The organism is Gracilibacillus salinarum, assembly GCF_022919575.1.
GTDB lineage: Bacteria > Bacillota > Bacilli > Bacillales > Amphibacillaceae > Gracilibacillus > Gracilibacillus salinarum.
The window spans coordinates 704,820-721,007 of the sequence record NZ_CP095071.1; the positions used below are offsets into that span (position 1 = coordinate 704,820).

The window sequence follows — 16,188 nt, forward strand, 5'->3', positions numbered from 1 at the left end:
CCACGATAAAAATAGGAGGTGAACGGTTAGTTGAACAAAGCCTCAGCAATTTCTAATCATATTCTTCAAGCAGCAATTGAGGCCCATGCTTCTGATATCCACTTTATTCCTCGTCACCAAGATATTCACATCTTTTTCCGATGCAATGGGACACGAATTTATCACTCCTCCATCGCGAAAGACCAATACGCATTAGTTTTAGCGTACTACAAATTCGCAGGTCAAATGGACATAGGTGAAAATCGTTCTCCACAACAAGGTGCATTGTATTACACCTTTCGCACAAATTCATACTCTTTACGTCTTTATACACTACCAATTAAGAACAATGAGAGTTTTGCTATCCGTATCCTGCCTCAACAAGAAATTCAGCATCTGAAACGCTTGTTTCTATTCCATAACCAATTTCAAACTGTCGAGAAGTGGTTAACGATGAAAACAGGGCTTATTCTTCTAACTGGTGCCACAGGATCGGGCAAATCAACAACACTATATGCATTACTGCAAGCTTTTGCAAAAACTTCTCACTTTCAGATCATTACACTCGAAGATCCAATTGAAAAACCATTAGATAATGTAGTTCAAGTTCAAGTAAACGAGAAAGCTGGTATCACTTATGATGCGGGTTTAAAAGCAGCTCTGAGACATGACCCGGATATATTAATGATCGGTGAAATTCGCGATGCAAAAACAGCTAAATTTGCCTTCCACGCCGCCAACACTGGTCACTTGGTTTTGTCCACACTTCATGCAAATCATGCGAAAGGAACCATCCACCGTTTACTGGAAATGGGCATCACTCCAGTTGATATTGACCAAAATCTACAAGCAGTTGCCTCCATCCAATTAGTTTCCTTACAAGTCCGTAAATTCGCAAAACAACGAGCAGCTATACTAGATATTTTGGAAAAACAACATATTAAAAGTATCCTCCACGATCAACAAGATACAAATCAAAGCAGTTTTGAACATTTGAGGAGAAAAGCATATGCATTTGGATATCTTACGACGATTTAAACGCCAGGAAACATTGCCACTTAAGGTACAACATCAAATACTGCATCGCTTAGAGCTATTGTTTCGACACGGTTATATGCTAAATGATGCCCTTGACGTATTACTATGGGAGAAGCAATTGCTTCAGCCCGTTAGAACAATCAAAAGTCATTTAGAACTAGGCCAACCGTTTGTTACAGCATTATCAAAAGCTCATTTTCATGAAGACACTGTCCGTTTTCTTGAAACCGCAGTTGAACATGGTAATTTAGCAGATGGATTAACGCAGTGCTGTAACTTATTACAGCAGCGCATACTTTTCACCAGAAAGCTTCGATCATTAACGAGGTATCCATTCTTTTTGTTTCTTTTCTTTTTTATCCTTTTGTACTTGTTAAAAACCTCCATTTTCCCTTCGTTATCACAACTCTTACAAACTTCTCAAAATGGTGTGTTTCAACAGGCAATAACGGTTATTAATTTCATTTATTATGGAATTATCGCACTATCTGTGATTTTCCTGCTTCTATTTCTTTTCCGCTTCTCCTTTCAACATTCCGTTACGTTAGAAACAAGAATAGCTGTGATTCAAAAAATCCCTATCTACTATCGTTACAAGCGAATGCAAACTACTTATTTATTAATTACTCATTTATCAAGCTTGCTAAAGAGCGGACTAACGATGAAGGAATGTTTAGAGATTATCGAACATAATCAGAAGGAAGATATCGTACATTACTATGCCACCCATATAAGTAGTCACCTTGCGCAAGGTTATCAATATTCCACCATATTACCTCAATGCATCTTATTAGAACCGGAGTTAGATCGCATTATGACCAAAGAAAGAAATCAAGATCAATTACAAAAAGAATTTGCATTTTATGCAGAGCATTTGATTGCCGCTATGGAACGATTTATCAAGAGCTGGCTTAGTTTTTTACAACCATTTTTATTAAGTATTCTAGCTCTCTTTATTGTCTTCGTCTATCTGTCACTTATGCTGCCGATGTTTGATTATATTCAAACTATGTAAAAAGGAGAAGGTTAAAATGAATAATCAAAAAGGTTTTACACTTATCGAAATGCTTATTGTGCTAGCGGTCATCAGTATTTTAATGTTGCTTTTTATTCCAAACCTAGCGGATAAAGGTGACACAATCAACAGTAAAGGGTGCGATGCATTACTGCAAATGACCGAAAATCAAATCGCCAGTTATGAACTAGAAGAAGGAGAAGAACCTGAAACACTTCAAATGCTGGTCGATAATGAGTATCTCGAAACCACAGAATGTGCAAATGGTAAAAAAGAAATCACCAAAAATACCAGCGGTGAATTGACAATCAGCAACAAAAATGACTAAGAACAACGAGCGGGCATTTACATTACCTGAACTTCTCATCGCATTGACAATCACCTCATTACTGCTTCTTATAAGCGGCAGTGCAGGATTAAGAATACATGATACTGTACAATACAAACAATTCATAAAACAATTTAACCGTGACTTACTTTATTTACAACAATTAGCATTATCCCAGGAAGACAGCTATTATTTGCAAATCGATACAGCCCAACAGCGCTATACCATTCGAAAAGATGGACTTGGCACAGAAGTTTTGGAACGCGTATATAGCGAAAAATGGGAAGTAAATGCAAACACTCTCCTACAACCAATTGAATTTTCACATAATGGCAATATAAAAAGACCTGGTACCATGAAAATAAAAACAAAGTATCACATATATTGGATTACATGTCCATTCGGAAAGGGGCGTTGTTATGAGAAAAAAGAATAAGCAAGCAGGTTTCTACTTAATAGAGACCTTGCTTTCTTTTCTGTTATTTTCCATTATCTGTGTCACACTTCTCCCTATTCAGCACCAATTATTGGTAGAAAAGAAACGGATTTATGAGGAAGATAAAGCGATTTATTTTCTCATGAATCAAATGCATGAGGCGATATTACTTCCTTACATACCGACCAATGAGACATTTGACAATATTATCAGCTCTCCCCTGAGAATAAGTTGGCAACACACAAACGGTTTACTAAAAGGATGTGTATCTTGGTCAAATGTTAGACAACAAACAACAACAACATGCTTATATGGAAAGCAAAAATGAAAAAGGATACCTTTTATTCGAAATCTTGCTTGCTACGATTTGCCTTAGTTTGATGTTAATTTGGCTTAGCCAAACCCTTCTTTTATGGCATCAGAGTGAAAATAATACTTTGCCGTTGGTCTATTATTTTCATCATCTGATTGAATTAGAAGCACAAACAGCAGAAGTTATTTCTACTCAAGACAACCAGCTCTATTTTATTCAACCTACAGGTGAAAGAGTGTCTATTTCTTATCATAATCATAAAATTCGCAGACAAGTAAATAGTAGGGCCATGAAGAAATAGTAAGGGATATTTCAGATTTTGAAGTAATGGAACGTGAATATGATATCGTGATCCGAATTAAAACACAAAGCGGTGAAACATTTGAAAAATACGTATTTAAAAAAGTCCAGTAACCAGCAAGGTTTTATGTTTCCTTTAACATCTATTGTCATTGTGCTGTTATTGTTATTTACCTTTCATCTAATTAATCTGAACAGAAATTTAATTGAGATCCACCAAATTCACAAGCAACAGTACACGCTAGAAATGTTATATCAAAAAAGTTACCAGCAATTACTTGTGGAAAATCAAACTCCCCCTCTCCATTACGCATTTCCAGATGGCACTGTAGATATTACCGCAGAACAAAGCGAAAATACTTTAATATACAATCTGGAACTTCGGTCAAAGAATGGTGGCTATCGACTTATAAAAACAAAATTAGCGAAGTGAAGTATATTATTCATGCTTTTATCAAAAACTGATAGTAAGTGTCAGAATAATTTAGCTCTTTTTCCCAGATTAATTTACAATTAGGTTAGAGTCGTTTATAATAGTCATGATACATACTGATAAAATAAAGGAGGGGGAACAATGGATCGGGTATTCCGCATGCTAGCCTTCTGGACTGCTATTTTTACTGTCATGTTTTACGTTGGAGACATGATGACGATGGCATACTTGTTTTTAGCACAAACAATATTCTTTCTAGGTGTCGGATATTTAAAACTTTCCGAGAGAATGTATATGTATTTATTTGGAGCTTATTGTACTATTTTCTTTATTGGATTTACATTCTACACCAACTTTATTCTTGTTCCTGGATTTGGACATTAAAATGGAAACGCTCTGATCACAATCGATCAGAGCGTTTTGGCTATCCTTGCACAAATGGATTGGACTCTTTCTCCAGCTTAATCGTTGTCTCTGGACCGTGCCCAGGATATACAATATAGTCATCAGGCAGAAGATAAAAATTCTCTTTAATACTTTCTTCTAGCTGCTCAAAATTGCCACCAGCTAAATCAGTCCTTCCGATACCACCTGCAAACAAACTGTCTCCACCAAAGACCAAACGATTCTGGTGAAAGACATACGCTACACCACCTGGTGAATGTCCCGGTGTGTGCCGAGCATCAAAAGTAAAGTTTCCAACTTGTAGCTCCGTATCGCCACTATTAATTAAATGATCAGCAGCTTTTGCAGTAACTTCCCCCATTCCAAATAATGAGGAACCATTCAATGTAGGGTCTTCTAACCAATCTTGCTCAGCTGTATGTAAATAAACAGGCACACGATAATGTTCTCTCACGATATCCAACGCACCGATATGGTCAAAATGTGCATGCGTCAGTAAAATGGCTACAGGAGAGACTGCTAATTGCTCAATGCGACCGATTATCTTCTCAGCATCTCCAGACGGATCAATAATCACTACTTCTTTATCAAGTACAGCTAAATAGCAATTAGTAGATAGTGGCCCTAGTGGCAATTGTTCAACTTTCATCTCGATTACATCCTTTCTCTCACCCATCTTTTAATAGACAAAATCCGTTTTATGTTTTAAAATAAGTATGGATTATCTATTAATACATATTATAACGTTAACAGTTGTAGAATGAAAATGATGGACTGGATGTAAGGAGGGGAAAAAATGGAATTAGGATTTATCATTTTAGTAGTATCAATCCTTTGCGCTTTAGCTGTTTTTCGTGAATTGAAAAAGCAAAACATGTTCGGTGTCGCATTTGCGGGTCTTGCCACATTAGTATTTGGATTCTTTTCCATTGCAACATTATATTGGGAATTAATTCATCCTTTATTCCAAAACTAAAACGCATTCTTAAATAATTACTGTTTGATGGATGCACCTACATAAAGTACAAGTTCGGAATTTTCGAACTTGTACTTTTTTTCAGTAAAGATGGCTTCTTATTATGTTTGCCTACGCTGATGTATGGCTCCACAATTCATACGGCAGTTATGATATTCGATATTTAGGACTATCTGCGAAATCTACACCTTAATTGACGAATACAATGCCTAGCATGACTCCTTTTTGCTGTTCTATACGTTGTGTCACGAGCTCTGAAGATCCATTTCATTTGTGCCTGCTTCTGCATGTATCGCTTCGAAGTAAGCTTCCTCGGCAAAAACAGCACAGTTGCTATTAGTTAGCACCGGGTGAACTTAGCCGTTCGTTGAAAGTATATAAGTCTGGTCACATCAGTAATCATATGGAACATGATTGGAGTTCCTATAATATGGATTATGTTAACTAGCTTTGCGACCATTATGAAATATTATTAGTGGTATTATGCCGCTCCGTCCAACTTCGCGTCCTGCGGGAGTCTACGTGGTTGACCTGCGCTAGGTTAAGGACTCTACAACTTCTGGAAGAACTAGCATATTGGTCGCCGCATGTATAACAGCAATTGAATAGATAACATATGCCTAGAAATACTGTTTTTTGATATTCCAAACGTTGTAGCACTTCCCTAAAGCGTAGGAAATAGGCGGAGACTCCCGTGGAATCAGCGCGAACTGAAGATCCATTTCGTCTGTGCCTGCGTCTGCCAGTATTGCTTTGAAGTAAGCTTCCTCGGCACAAGGCAGCAAAGAAGCTGTTCAAGTAGTAGCCTAGCTGAAGTCGTGCCCACAGGACGAGGAGCCTATTTCTGGAGCTTTGCAACGCAGATAAAATATTTCAAAATGATTGATTTGCCATACAGCCTTAACATAATCCATATTATAGGAAGTTGTTTGTTAATTAAGTCAATTGTTTAATGCAAAGTAAAAGTTATGAATATTGCAATGGGATTAAGGCGTTGCAACTTTATACGGAGAAGTGAGCATGATACCCTTGTAAGTTAGCCAAGCCTTTATATAGCTGGCATCTTGGCTAATCATTCATGCTCACAGAGGCTCCGTGTCGAGTTGCAACATTCTCACTTTCTGATTGCAACCTTCTAACAATCTGCTTTGCAAAACACATCAATTAGGACCGAGCGGGTTATGCCCGGTTTTTCATATGATAATTATCTGCGTATCATCGTGTTTAGCTTTAGATAAATAGTACTTATTAGATTACTCAATAATTGTTTTTCATAATAGTAAATATATATAACAGTACTGCCTATAATACTGAGTATAAAATTGGAGTATAGGTGGCGATTTTAATATGCTCCGTGTGTTTTATTAGTTCCGAAAGTAGGCCTCGCTGTCCGCCTACTGGTTAGCGAAGCAGTATCCTATCACTAAAATGACTACTAAGTTAGTTGCTAGTTTACACCTTCTATATTAGAAGAAATGATACTATATTTCCATATAAAAAAAGGATGAACAGTATGTTCATCCTTTTTTCTTATTATTCTTCATCGCCAAAGTCGTAAAAGCGGAATAGATCGCCGAATACAATTTGGTCTGAATAATTGAGTTCCTGATTTACTTGTTCCATATATGGTCCACATGCATTGGCTTCATCGTCATCACTGGATTCTATATTACCTTGTATTAATTCACCAGTCTCCTTGTTGTAGCATTGATCTTTCGTATAGACATAGTCTTCGGTAATAAAGCTACCGTCTCGTAATGCTACGTAATCTTTACGTTCATCACTGAATAAGTCAGTACCGAAAGAAAGGTCATTACTGTCATCAATACCTAATAGATTAAGGATAGTTGGTTTTACATCAATTTGGCCGGCAACTTTCGAGAATGTTTTTCCTTCTTCACCCGGAATGTGAACAATAAATGGTACTCGCTGTAATTGTACGTGCTGAAAATCTGTATACTCTGTGTCTAAATATTGACTCATTGCTTTTTTGTGGAAATCACTAATACCATAGTGGTCCCCCATTAAAATAATGATGGAATCATCATATACACCAGTTTCTTTCAGGTGGTTGAAGAATTCTTCTACCGCTTCATCCATATAGCGAACTGTCTGGAAGTAATGATTCAACGTATTTGAGTTAGAATCATAAGGATCGATAGTGGCATCCTCTTCACTTAATTCAAATGGATAGTGGTTTGTTAACGTAATAAACTTAGAATAGAATGGTTGTTCTTTCTGATTCAGTTGTTGTAAATATTTCATTGACTGTTCAAAGAATGGTTTATCTTTCAGACCCCATCCAACTGAATTTTCTTCTGTTACTTCAAAAGCAGTTTCCGAGTAAAAATGATCGTACCCAAGATTGTCATACATTACATCGCGATTCCAAAAACTTTTATTATTCGAATGGAATACCGTTGAATAGTATCCATTATTACCGATAATTTCTGGTAAAGAATGAAAATCGTTAGAAGAATGTGTGAAATAAACTGCCCCTCTTGGAGATGGGTAAAGTGAATTCTCTACAATAAACTCCGAATCAGACGTTTTTCCTTGCTCTGTCTGATGGTAGAAGTTTTCAAAATAATAACTGTCCCCAATTAAATCATTTAAGAAAGGTGTTACTTCTTCACCATTCATCGTGTTGTTAATCACAAAACTTTGCAAGGATTCCAAAGAGATAAAAATGACATTTTTACCTTCTGCAATACCTTCCATTTCTTCACTACCTGAAGTAGTCGTTTCTTCTTTCATATAATCAGAGATTTCTGTTAGCTCATTTCCATCAGCAAAAACACGCTGTGCTTTCGACTTAGAATGCAAAATGGCATCATAGATATGGTAATTAAAAATACCAATGTTTTTCACCAAGTATTCTCGGTCAAACGTACGTTGAAACAGTTGTGGACGTTCAATTTCTGCTAGAGTAAAGTTCCCAGCAATCATTAATAAAGACAATACAACCGCTAATCGCTTATAACGTTTAGAGAATGTTGATGTTAAAGTTGTTCCGTATTTTCTTGCTAATATCCATACGATAGCGACATCTAGGAATAAAGCGATATCCCATACTTCAATTAAACCTAATACACTACTTCCTAAGTCAGCTGCATTGCTTCCTTGGAATAATAACGGGATCGTTATAAAATCAGAGAAGTTTCGGAAAAATACAATATTGAAAAACAGGATCAATGATCCTAGTAACATAGCATACTTAATGTATTTTAATTGTCTTCTCTCATTGAAAAATATGCTTAGAACAAATATAAAAAACGCCGTAACAAACGGGTTGATTATTAAAATTAGCTCCTGCATTGTGTTCTCAAGTGTTATATCGAATATAAATCGATAAATGATATACGTTTTTAAACCAAATAGTAAGGCTGCGATTATATATAATGGCATGTGCAGCTTTTTCATATTTTATATCCTCCTCAAAATGATTACCCTGAATCTCTATATCTATTTTTCTATATCTATTTATTATAGACGAAAGATATCACATAAAAGTTTCATAAATCTTAAAAAAAGTTACAATTAATTTACGAAATTCATGACAATTGCATTTTTTTAATTGTTTTGTAACACAAGGTATGCACCACCGTACACGCCCGCGTCATTTCCTAGTTGTGCAATTCCAAATGTACAGGCCTCATTTGCTCTAGCGAGTGCGTATTTCTCAAATGCTGCCTTTACAGGATTCAATAAAGCATCTCCAGCTTTCGATACGCCCCCACCAATTAAAATTTTAGCAGGATTCACCGTAGCGGCTACGTTGGCTAATGAAAAACCGAGCACATCAAAGACATACTGCAGGAGAGCCTGACAATCCAGATCACCTTCACTGGCACATTCGAATATATCCTTCGTTGTAATTCGGGATACACTTTCTTTTCGTTGTTGCAACTTAACAGCTTTGCCTGCATTCATTAATTCTTCTGCTTGTCGTACTATTCCTGTAGCAGATGTTACGGTTTCGAGACAGCCGTTTCGACCGCAATTACACGGGGCTCCGTCAGGTTCTACGATCATATGGCCAATCTCTGCACCTGTACCATTCGCTCCACTTAGAATATGACCATTTGCAATTATGCCTCCACCGACACCGGTACCAAGTGTAACAGCCAACATGTTGTCTACCTGGTCACCTGACCCTTGCCAATTTTCACCCAATGCAGCAATATTTGCGTCATTATCTACTAAGACAGGTAAACCGGATAAACCCTCCAGTAAGTCTTTAAGGTGAAAATCTCTCCAGCCGATGTTTACTGCTATTGCAACTATACCCGTTTCAGGTTCAATGAAACCTGGAGCACCTACTCCTATACCTAATATTCGTTGTTTCTTAATCTCTAACTCGTTAAGTTTTAATTCAATGGAAGTCCAAATATCTGTTGGAATACTGATCCCAGCGTTTTGCAGGTTCGTAGGAATTTCCCAACTAGAAATCATTTCCCCATTACTCGTAATGATTGCATGCTTTACAGTTGTTCCGCCAATATCAATTCCAATCAACAAATCTTTCTCCATTGTATTCCACCCTTTTATTTAGTTTTCTCTCTCTCTTTTTTTAGAATCATTTTTGCTTGTAAATAATCTTCTTTTGTGATGATATTCACTTGAAAAAGTTCATCTAATTCTGTTTCCATCATTTCTAAATCAGCTAAACGATCACCTAAGTAGATGATCGTTCCAAATTTCAATAATAGTTTTCGTATATCATAAACACTCTGCATTCGATATCACCTAAGATATTATATCAAAGTCAATTCCAAAAGGAAATAAAAAACTATATTTATCGATCCGGATCTTTCGGATTTAAAAATGATGGGCGCTGATGATCGTATGGAATCGGCTGTCGCACAATAACATTTAAAAATGCTTTTGGTTCAAATGGTATAAACGGCCAAAAATAGCCGATGTAAAATGTCTTTAAGTTAGTTAAATACAAAATATACAGTGTTATAGAGATAATAAATCCTTTCACACCAAATATAGCCGTAGCAAGTAACAAAATAATTCGGGTGACTCGGTTCGCTAAGCTTAATTCATAACTTGGCGTGGCAAATGTCCCCATCACTACTGCTGCCAAATACAACACAACTTCATTGGAAAACCAGCCAACCTCTACGGCAATTTGACCGATGATAATAGCTGATACAAGACCAAGAGCAGTAGCCAGGGCTGATGGCGTATGAATAGCAGCCATTCTTAATACGTCAATTCCAACTTCCGCCAAAAGAAATTGAACGATTAATGGAATGAGGCCAACTTCTTTTGGACCAATGAAAGCTATTGCATCCGGTAATAATTCTGGCTGCGTAGAAAGTAAGAAATAAAATGGCAGCAGGAATAACGATACAAATACCGCAAGAAAACGAACCATACGGAGATAGACACCGATAAATGGCTTCTGTCGGTACTCTTCTGCATGCTGTAAATGATGCCAGAATGTCGCTGGTGTAATCATGACACTTGGAGAACCATCAATAATTACTAATATGTGTCCTTCATAAAGATGTTCAGATGCAGTATCAGGCCGCTCGGTATAACGGATTGTCGGATATGGATTCCACGTTTTCCCACTCAGATATTCTTCAATTGTTTTTTCTGCCATCGGTAATCCATCAGTATCAATACTGTCCAAGTGATCTTTGAGAGTTTCTACTCGTCGCGAATCTGCAATATCTTCCAAATAACAAATACAAATATCTGTTTTTGATCTGCGACCGATTGACATATATTCCATTCGCAATGACTTGTCACGCACTTTTCTTCTTGTCAATGCTGTATTAAATATTATCGTTTCCACAAAACCATCACGAGAGCCTCTTACTACTCTTTCCAGGTCAGGTTCTTCAGGTCCTCTGACAGGATACGTTCTGGCATCGATCATTATTACCTTATCAAGTCCCTCTACTACAAGGGCTGTAGGACCTGCCAATACCAAATCAGCTGCATTGTCTATATCTTTTTCAACATCAATTTCTACATAAGGAATATAGCGTTTGATTAATTTTTGAAGCGTATCTGTATCTAGATCACCTTCATCTAACTCAGCGAGAAAACGCATTAAATAATGAAGCATTTCATCTTTAATCAATCCATCAATAAAAAACAACGCCATTTTCTTGCCAGCATACTCGACATCTAGATGGACAAGGTCAAAGCTTTTATCTACTGCCAAATAATCATGTATATATTGAACATTCTTCTCATAATTATGATACAAACGTTTCTCTTGTTCCATGCGATTCCTCCTTCATCATCCCATTAATGGATAGTCTGTTCCATTTCAGTCGTTTCATACAGGAAGAAAAGTGGACAAGTTAAATTTAACTAAAAGAGGGATGACTCATGATCAAATCAAGGAAGTTACATATTTTTATATGTATATTAATGATGCTAAGTATGTTGTTGTTATTGTTATCTAAACACTCTGCAGAAGAAACCATTAAATATTTCCCCTTAGATGCCGATACCTCTTTTGTTGATGCCGAGACAAAATTGCAATTATTAGATGAGACAGGAAATGATCAATATCGAATAAAGTGGACAGCTAACAGTAGTTTGGATAACGAGATCTATTTAAGGCAGGACGTTTCATTGCTCTATATGGACGGGCAGTTAAAAGGAATGAAAGGACAATGGAAAGAAAATGAAAACAATATATCATTAGAAGTACTTTTTGAAGAAAGTGACAGTAGCCATTTTCAGGCAATCACCTTCCACCATGGTGAAATTCATTACCCGAATGATGAAATTAAAAGTATTCAGCGTATGACGGTAGATCAGCTTTATGTAATTGACTCTCCTTATACAGCATTAGAATCCTTTCGAGAACCGAATTCATCAATGCAGGAGGAATGGAAAGAGACAATAGACCATACGACAACTCAACAATTACAATACGCATGGAAACAGTGGATAAGCGAGTCAAATCTTGATATTGAACAATACCAGATTTATCCGTTAACCTCTATCAGTAAATTTCAGAATACTCCTTTAGAAGGATTGACTCAGGAACAGACAGATCGTATCATGGGACAATTATGGGAAGGATTGTATCGAAATTATATTTTGCCAATTGCGGATCAATCCAATACAAAAAACCAGACTATGCCGATTATATTAATTGATAAAAACAATGATCATTTAATCGTCCTATTCGAGAACGAAAATTATCAACTTGAACAACTGTATCAAAAACTATCCATCTCAGAGGAAAGCAGAAACGACGGGCAATGATTAACTCGTCGTTTTTGTTAATTCCTTATATAACGATTGATAAGTCGAATTATCTTGATCAAGGTCCAGCAGTTTCTTTGAGATTTCCAATGCTTCGGACAATTTTTGTTCTTGTTGATAAATCAAGGCCAAGTTGTAAAGTGCTTCTTCGAATCTCGGCTTTTTCTCAACAGCAGCTTCTAAATCTTTTTCCGCTTTTTTATAATTTCCTAGTTGAATATTGGCAAAGGAACGATAAAATAAAAGTTCTGCCTGATATTCTTCTGCATGCGGTAGAGATTGCGAGGCTGATTCTGCTACCTTCTGGTATTGTTCCGCTTCTATTAATTGCTGAATGTGCTGAATCTGGACAGTTTCGTTATATTGAATCTGGTCATTTTGGATACCGTAGTACAATAAACCGAAACTGTACACAAGATAACCGAATAAAAATAAGATTTGTTTCCAGCTTTTTCTCATACTAGGCAACTGGACCGCTCCAGCGGCTAGAAATCCACCAATCAAACCGCCTAAGTGGGCTCCATTGTCCACTTGTTGTATAGAAAACCCGAAAATAATATTCAATATAACTAGGAAAATAACGTTCATTCCAATCGTTTTAAAGAAAATCTTCGGGTTTTTCAAACCGAATAATAGCAGCGCCCCAAATAGTCCAAACAATGCTCCGGAAGCTCCTGCTGCCACATTCGCATTAAAGGCAAAACTAGCTATCCCTCCGCTGATGCCTGCTAAAAAATAGATGATAATAAATCGATAATTGCCAAAAATCCGCTCTACCAATGTACCTACAAAGTAAAGAGCCATCATATTAAGACCAATATGGAAAACACCTATATGTAAGAACATAGAAGATACTACACGCCACCATTCCCCTTCCATCATAGCGGGGTTATATTTGGCGCCGAATTTTATCAATGTATCGGGATCTGTAGACCCCCCCATCCATTCAAGGAGAACAAATACAACAATATTGATCGCAATCAGTACATAGGACAGAATTGGTTTTGCCTTATTAAATACGTCAGCGACTTCTTTTTTTGCTTGATAGTCGATATGGTCAATTCGTTGCTTTAAATACTGTGCATGCTGTTCTAATTCCATAGGCTGTTCTGGGATGGAAAAGCTTAAAGGATGCTTCATACCCGCATTTTTAAAAAAACGGGCAAATTGTTCATCTTGATCTGACGCCCAGATATAAACATATGTATGATCAATTGCTTTTATATTGGAAGCTTTATGTTGCTGCCAATTATCTACTGGTACATAATCTGCTATACAAACATGATGAAAATTAACTTCTTTCTGAAACAAAGGCAATTGCAAGTTTTTACTAACATTTTTCTCTATTTGTTCGATAGAATGATCAAGCTCTCGAGCCCAATCAAACTGTTTCAATGAAATTCTAACGATGTTTGTCATTCTATTCATCTTACGCCATAACAAAATTTCGTCCTGATTAGAAGATGTAGTTATTGTTTCATAACCTTCCTGCTCTAGTAAATGTAATACTAATTGATGACGAACGAATTGGTTCTTTATATACATTTTCACTCACCCACCCTATTACTATTCCAATCATATCATGTTTTCTTATGATTGGAATAGTAATGAGTGTTATCTTTATCGAAACATGGAACCCATAAATTTATTCCGGAAGTATGGGATCTTCATAACAGACCGAACGCCAAACTTTCGTATAAAAGGGATATTTATTAACCCTTTTGTGATATTATGGCGAAAGAAATATACAGTGGATAACAGAGTCGCGAATGACAAAAGAATCTTTGCAACTTTCATATCTATCACTCCTTATCTTCTATATAAGAAGTGTTTCCTTCCCACGTTTTTTTATGTATTGGCTGATAAAGCTTGCAAACATCCGTAATAATGATGTCTACGGGGATATCGTGTGGCTGTACCGGAATCGATGAATACAATTGAAAGCCTGCTGCTATAGAAATCGATTTTCCTCGAAAACTTTGTAAATAGCGATCATAATATCCGCCTCCATATCCTATGCGATAGCCCGACTTATCAAAAGCGATGCCAGGAACTATGATTAAATCAATATCAGATTTGTTTATGAAGGACTCGGCATTACTAATAGGCTCAAGCATATCCTTCCATAATGGAAGCAATGTATCTCCTGATTCGTAATGATAAAAACACATTTCTTTCGTTACAGGAAAACACTTCGGTATCGCTACTCGTTTTCCTTCCTTCCACGCTCTTCTGATGATTTCTTCTGTGTCCCATTCCAATGTAGTCGAGATCGTAATAGCTACTGTGTGAGACTGTTTCCATTCGTAAGATCTGAACAACCGGTTCTGGAGACGCCTCTCTACTGAGCTTCTATCGTTCATTTGTTGCCATGTCTTAAATACATCAGCCCTTATTAGCTGCTTCTCTTTCGTCTCTTGCATTCTGCCACCTCCCCCTCTTTAGGTTGTATGGTCCCATACATAATAGAAAAACCCTTACCAAGCGATGGTAAGAGCTTTATCTGTTCATTATTTTGTTTCACGGTGTAACGTGTGTCGTTTTAAACGTGGGCTATATTTTTTCAGCTCTAAACGTTCAGGATGTTTACGTTTATTTTTAGTCGTAATATAGTTACGATCGCCTGTTTCAGTACAAGCTAAAGTAATGTTAACGCGCATGGTTTTCCCTCCAAACTAAATCATAACATCATTCATATCGAATCATTACCTACAATATCATAGCAAAAACAAACGAGAATTTCAAGTATCTGTTTTATTGTTCTGTTAATTATGATATAACTATATTTAGATATGGAAAGGAATAGGAGGAAAAGCATGTATTTTGCAATCGGAGCAATTATCATTATAGCGATTATATTATGGATTCTTTCGTTTTTTACCCAAGATAAATTTAAACAACTAGAAGATCAGTTGGAACAATTCTCTATCTCCACCCTACAGGAAACTTATCAATTGAAAAAGAAAGTAAGTATTCTCGAAGAAGAACTTCTGATTAATGACGAAACAGTCGAACAAACAATGTCCTATTCCAGAAACGAAACACCTGTAATGAAAAAAGTGAAGGAATTGCATCAACAAGGACATCACACGGCATTTATTGCCGAGAAAGTACAATTAAATGAATATGATGTGATGACAATGATTAAACAATTATAAAAAGAGGGATAATTTTGAAACAAACTATTAGAGCTTTCTCTTTAGGCTTACTCACCGCAGCCATTCTAATTGGCGTTATCTATTGGATCGAATCACCTTCTGCAAACAGCTCCAGTGCTGCTGCATCGACGGAAGAAAACATTAAAGCGGTTCAACAAGAAGGCTATTTTGTTTATCAGGAAAATAAGGAACAGAAAATAGAAAGATTAGAAGACGAACTTGCAAACATACAAACGAAACAAGACAGTCAAGTAGCTGACGAAACCGAAGAACAAGTCATTACTGCAAATGTTACTATCGAATCCGGTATGTCCCTGCAAGAAATTGCAGATGCATTAGTAGAAAATAAGCTAATCAATGATAGTGAAGCATTTATCACTTATTTAGAAGATAACAATCTAACCACTTCCATTCAAATTGGCGAATTTTCATTGAACAATCAAATGAAAATGTCAGATATTGCGAAGTTGATTACGAATTAATTACTACACACAGCATTTAAAATTTTCAAAAATAAGCACATGTCTAGTTGATGTAAACCGCATTATAAAATGTA

At 36.5% G+C, this 16,188-nt stretch carries 20 protein-coding genes; 11 read left to right on the forward strand and 9 right to left on the reverse strand.

Going from position 1 to position 16,188, the window contains the following annotated elements; genetic code table 11:
- Nucleotides 1–30 precede the first annotated feature (30 nt).
- From comGA to MUN87_RS03595, 7 genes are all read left to right on the forward strand, one after another.
- Nucleotides 31–1,017 carry a competence type IV pilus ATPase ComGA gene (gene comGA, locus MUN87_RS03565; RefSeq protein WP_244746304.1) on the forward strand — a complete coding sequence of 329 codons (987 nt, stop codon included), beginning with the start codon at nt 31–33 and terminating at the stop codon, nt 1,015–1,017.
- Nucleotides 989–2,032, forward strand: a complete 1,044-nt coding sequence (locus tag MUN87_RS03570; protein WP_244746305.1) for a type II secretion system F family protein — start codon at nt 989–991, stop codon at nt 2,030–2,032. The genes comGA and MUN87_RS03570 overlap by 29 nt, the downstream gene beginning before the upstream one ends.
- Before the next feature lie 16 nt (nt 2,033–2,048).
- Nucleotides 2,049–2,360, forward strand: a complete 312-nt coding sequence (comGC, locus tag MUN87_RS03575) for a competence type IV pilus major pilin ComGC (RefSeq protein WP_244746307.1) — start codon at nt 2,049–2,051, stop codon at nt 2,358–2,360.
- Nucleotides 2,353–2,796 (forward strand): competence type IV pilus minor pilin ComGD, encoded by a 444-nt coding sequence (comGD, locus tag MUN87_RS03580; RefSeq protein WP_244746309.1) that lies wholly within the window; start codon nt 2,353–2,355, stop codon nt 2,794–2,796. The genes comGC and comGD overlap by 8 nt, the downstream gene beginning before the upstream one ends.
- A 278-nt stretch (nt 2,797–3,074) precedes the next feature.
- Nucleotides 3,075–3,410 (forward strand): ComGF family competence protein, encoded by a 336-nt coding sequence (locus MUN87_RS03585; protein ID WP_244746311.1) that lies wholly within the window; start codon nt 3,075–3,077, stop codon nt 3,408–3,410.
- 81 nt (nt 3,411–3,491) lie between these two features.
- Nucleotides 3,492–3,842 (forward strand): hypothetical protein, encoded by a 351-nt coding sequence (locus MUN87_RS03590; protein WP_244746313.1) that lies wholly within the window; start codon nt 3,492–3,494, stop codon nt 3,840–3,842.
- Between the two features lie 141 nt (nt 3,843–3,983).
- Nucleotides 3,984–4,226 carry a DUF2626 domain-containing protein gene (locus MUN87_RS03595; RefSeq protein ID WP_244716607.1) on the forward strand — a complete coding sequence of 81 codons (243 nt, stop codon included), beginning with the start codon at nt 3,984–3,986 and terminating at the stop codon, nt 4,224–4,226.
- 40 nt (nt 4,227–4,266) lie between these two features.
- On the opposite strand, the gene MUN87_RS03600 is transcribed toward MUN87_RS03595, so the two are convergent.
- On the reverse strand, nt 4,267–4,896 hold the full coding sequence (locus MUN87_RS03600; RefSeq protein WP_244746315.1) for an MBL fold metallo-hydrolase: 630 nt from the start codon (nt 4,894–4,896) through the stop codon (nt 4,267–4,269).
- Between the two features lie 147 nt (nt 4,897–5,043).
- Here MUN87_RS03600 and MUN87_RS03605 point away from each other — a divergent pair, with 147 nt between their 5' ends.
- Nucleotides 5,044–5,223, forward strand: coding sequence for a DUF2759 domain-containing protein (locus MUN87_RS03605; RefSeq protein WP_244746317.1), 180 nt, complete (start codon nt 5,044–5,046; stop codon nt 5,221–5,223).
- A 1,533-nt stretch (nt 5,224–6,756) separates the two neighbouring features.
- On the opposite strand, the gene MUN87_RS03610 is transcribed toward MUN87_RS03605, so the two are convergent.
- The 4 genes from MUN87_RS03610 to MUN87_RS03625 form a co-directional block, all read right to left on the reverse strand.
- Nucleotides 6,757–8,646 (reverse strand): LTA synthase family protein, encoded by a 1,890-nt coding sequence (locus tag MUN87_RS03610; RefSeq protein ID WP_244746318.1) that lies wholly within the window; start codon nt 8,644–8,646, stop codon nt 6,757–6,759.
- A gap of 150 nt (nt 8,647–8,796) precedes the next feature.
- Nucleotides 8,797–9,756: an ROK family glucokinase gene (locus tag MUN87_RS03615; RefSeq protein ID WP_244746321.1), complete on the reverse strand. Its 960-nt coding sequence runs from the start codon at nt 9,754–9,756 to the stop codon at nt 8,797–8,799.
- Nucleotides 9,757–9,770: 14 nt separating this feature from the next.
- Nucleotides 9,771–9,962 (reverse strand): YqgQ family protein, encoded by a 192-nt coding sequence (locus tag MUN87_RS03620; RefSeq protein WP_244746322.1) that lies wholly within the window; start codon nt 9,960–9,962, stop codon nt 9,771–9,773.
- A gap of 59 nt (nt 9,963–10,021) precedes the next feature.
- Nucleotides 10,022–11,476, reverse strand: a complete 1,455-nt coding sequence (locus MUN87_RS03625) for a spore germination protein (RefSeq protein WP_244746323.1) — start codon at nt 11,474–11,476, stop codon at nt 10,022–10,024.
- Between the two features lie 107 nt (nt 11,477–11,583).
- On the opposite strand from MUN87_RS03625, the gene MUN87_RS03630 reads away from it, so the two are divergent.
- A complete protein-coding gene (locus tag MUN87_RS03630) occupies nt 11,584–12,474 on the forward strand; it encodes a hypothetical protein (protein WP_244746324.1) in 891 nt (296 codons plus the stop codon).
- On the opposite strand, the gene MUN87_RS03635 is transcribed toward MUN87_RS03630, so the two are convergent.
- The 4 genes from MUN87_RS03635 to rpmG all read right to left on the reverse strand — a co-directional run bounded on the left by MUN87_RS03635 (nt 12,475) and on the right by rpmG (nt 15,134).
- The gene (locus MUN87_RS03635) at nt 12,475–14,019 is read right to left on the reverse strand and encodes a rhomboid family protein (RefSeq protein ID WP_244746326.1); all 1,545 of its coding nucleotides are present in this window, start codon (nt 14,017–14,019) and stop codon (nt 12,475–12,477) included.
- 75 nt (nt 14,020–14,094) lie between these two features.
- Complete coding sequence (gene yqgO / locus MUN87_RS22535; RefSeq protein ID WP_500796462.1) at nt 14,095–14,271, reverse strand: protein YqgO; 177 nt, start codon at nt 14,269–14,271, stop codon at nt 14,095–14,097.
- Nucleotides 14,272–14,276: 5 nt separating this feature from the next.
- Complete coding sequence (locus MUN87_RS03640; RefSeq protein ID WP_244746328.1) at nt 14,277–14,897, reverse strand: 5-formyltetrahydrofolate cyclo-ligase; 621 nt, start codon at nt 14,895–14,897, stop codon at nt 14,277–14,279.
- Between the two features lie 87 nt (nt 14,898–14,984).
- Complete coding sequence (gene rpmG / locus MUN87_RS03645) at nt 14,985–15,134, reverse strand: 50S ribosomal protein L33 (protein WP_018933855.1); 150 nt, start codon at nt 15,132–15,134, stop codon at nt 14,985–14,987.
- A 156-nt stretch (nt 15,135–15,290) separates the two neighbouring features.
- Between rpmG and MUN87_RS03650 the strand changes: the two genes are divergently transcribed.
- On the forward strand, nt 15,291–15,632 hold the full coding sequence (locus tag MUN87_RS03650; RefSeq protein WP_244746329.1) for a hypothetical protein: 342 nt from the start codon (nt 15,291–15,293) through the stop codon (nt 15,630–15,632).
- A 14-nt stretch (nt 15,633–15,646) separates the two neighbouring features.
- Nucleotides 15,647–16,114, forward strand: coding sequence for an endolytic transglycosylase MltG (locus tag MUN87_RS03655; RefSeq protein WP_244746330.1), 468 nt, complete (start codon nt 15,647–15,649; stop codon nt 16,112–16,114).
- Nucleotides 16,115–16,188 lie beyond the last annotated feature (74 nt).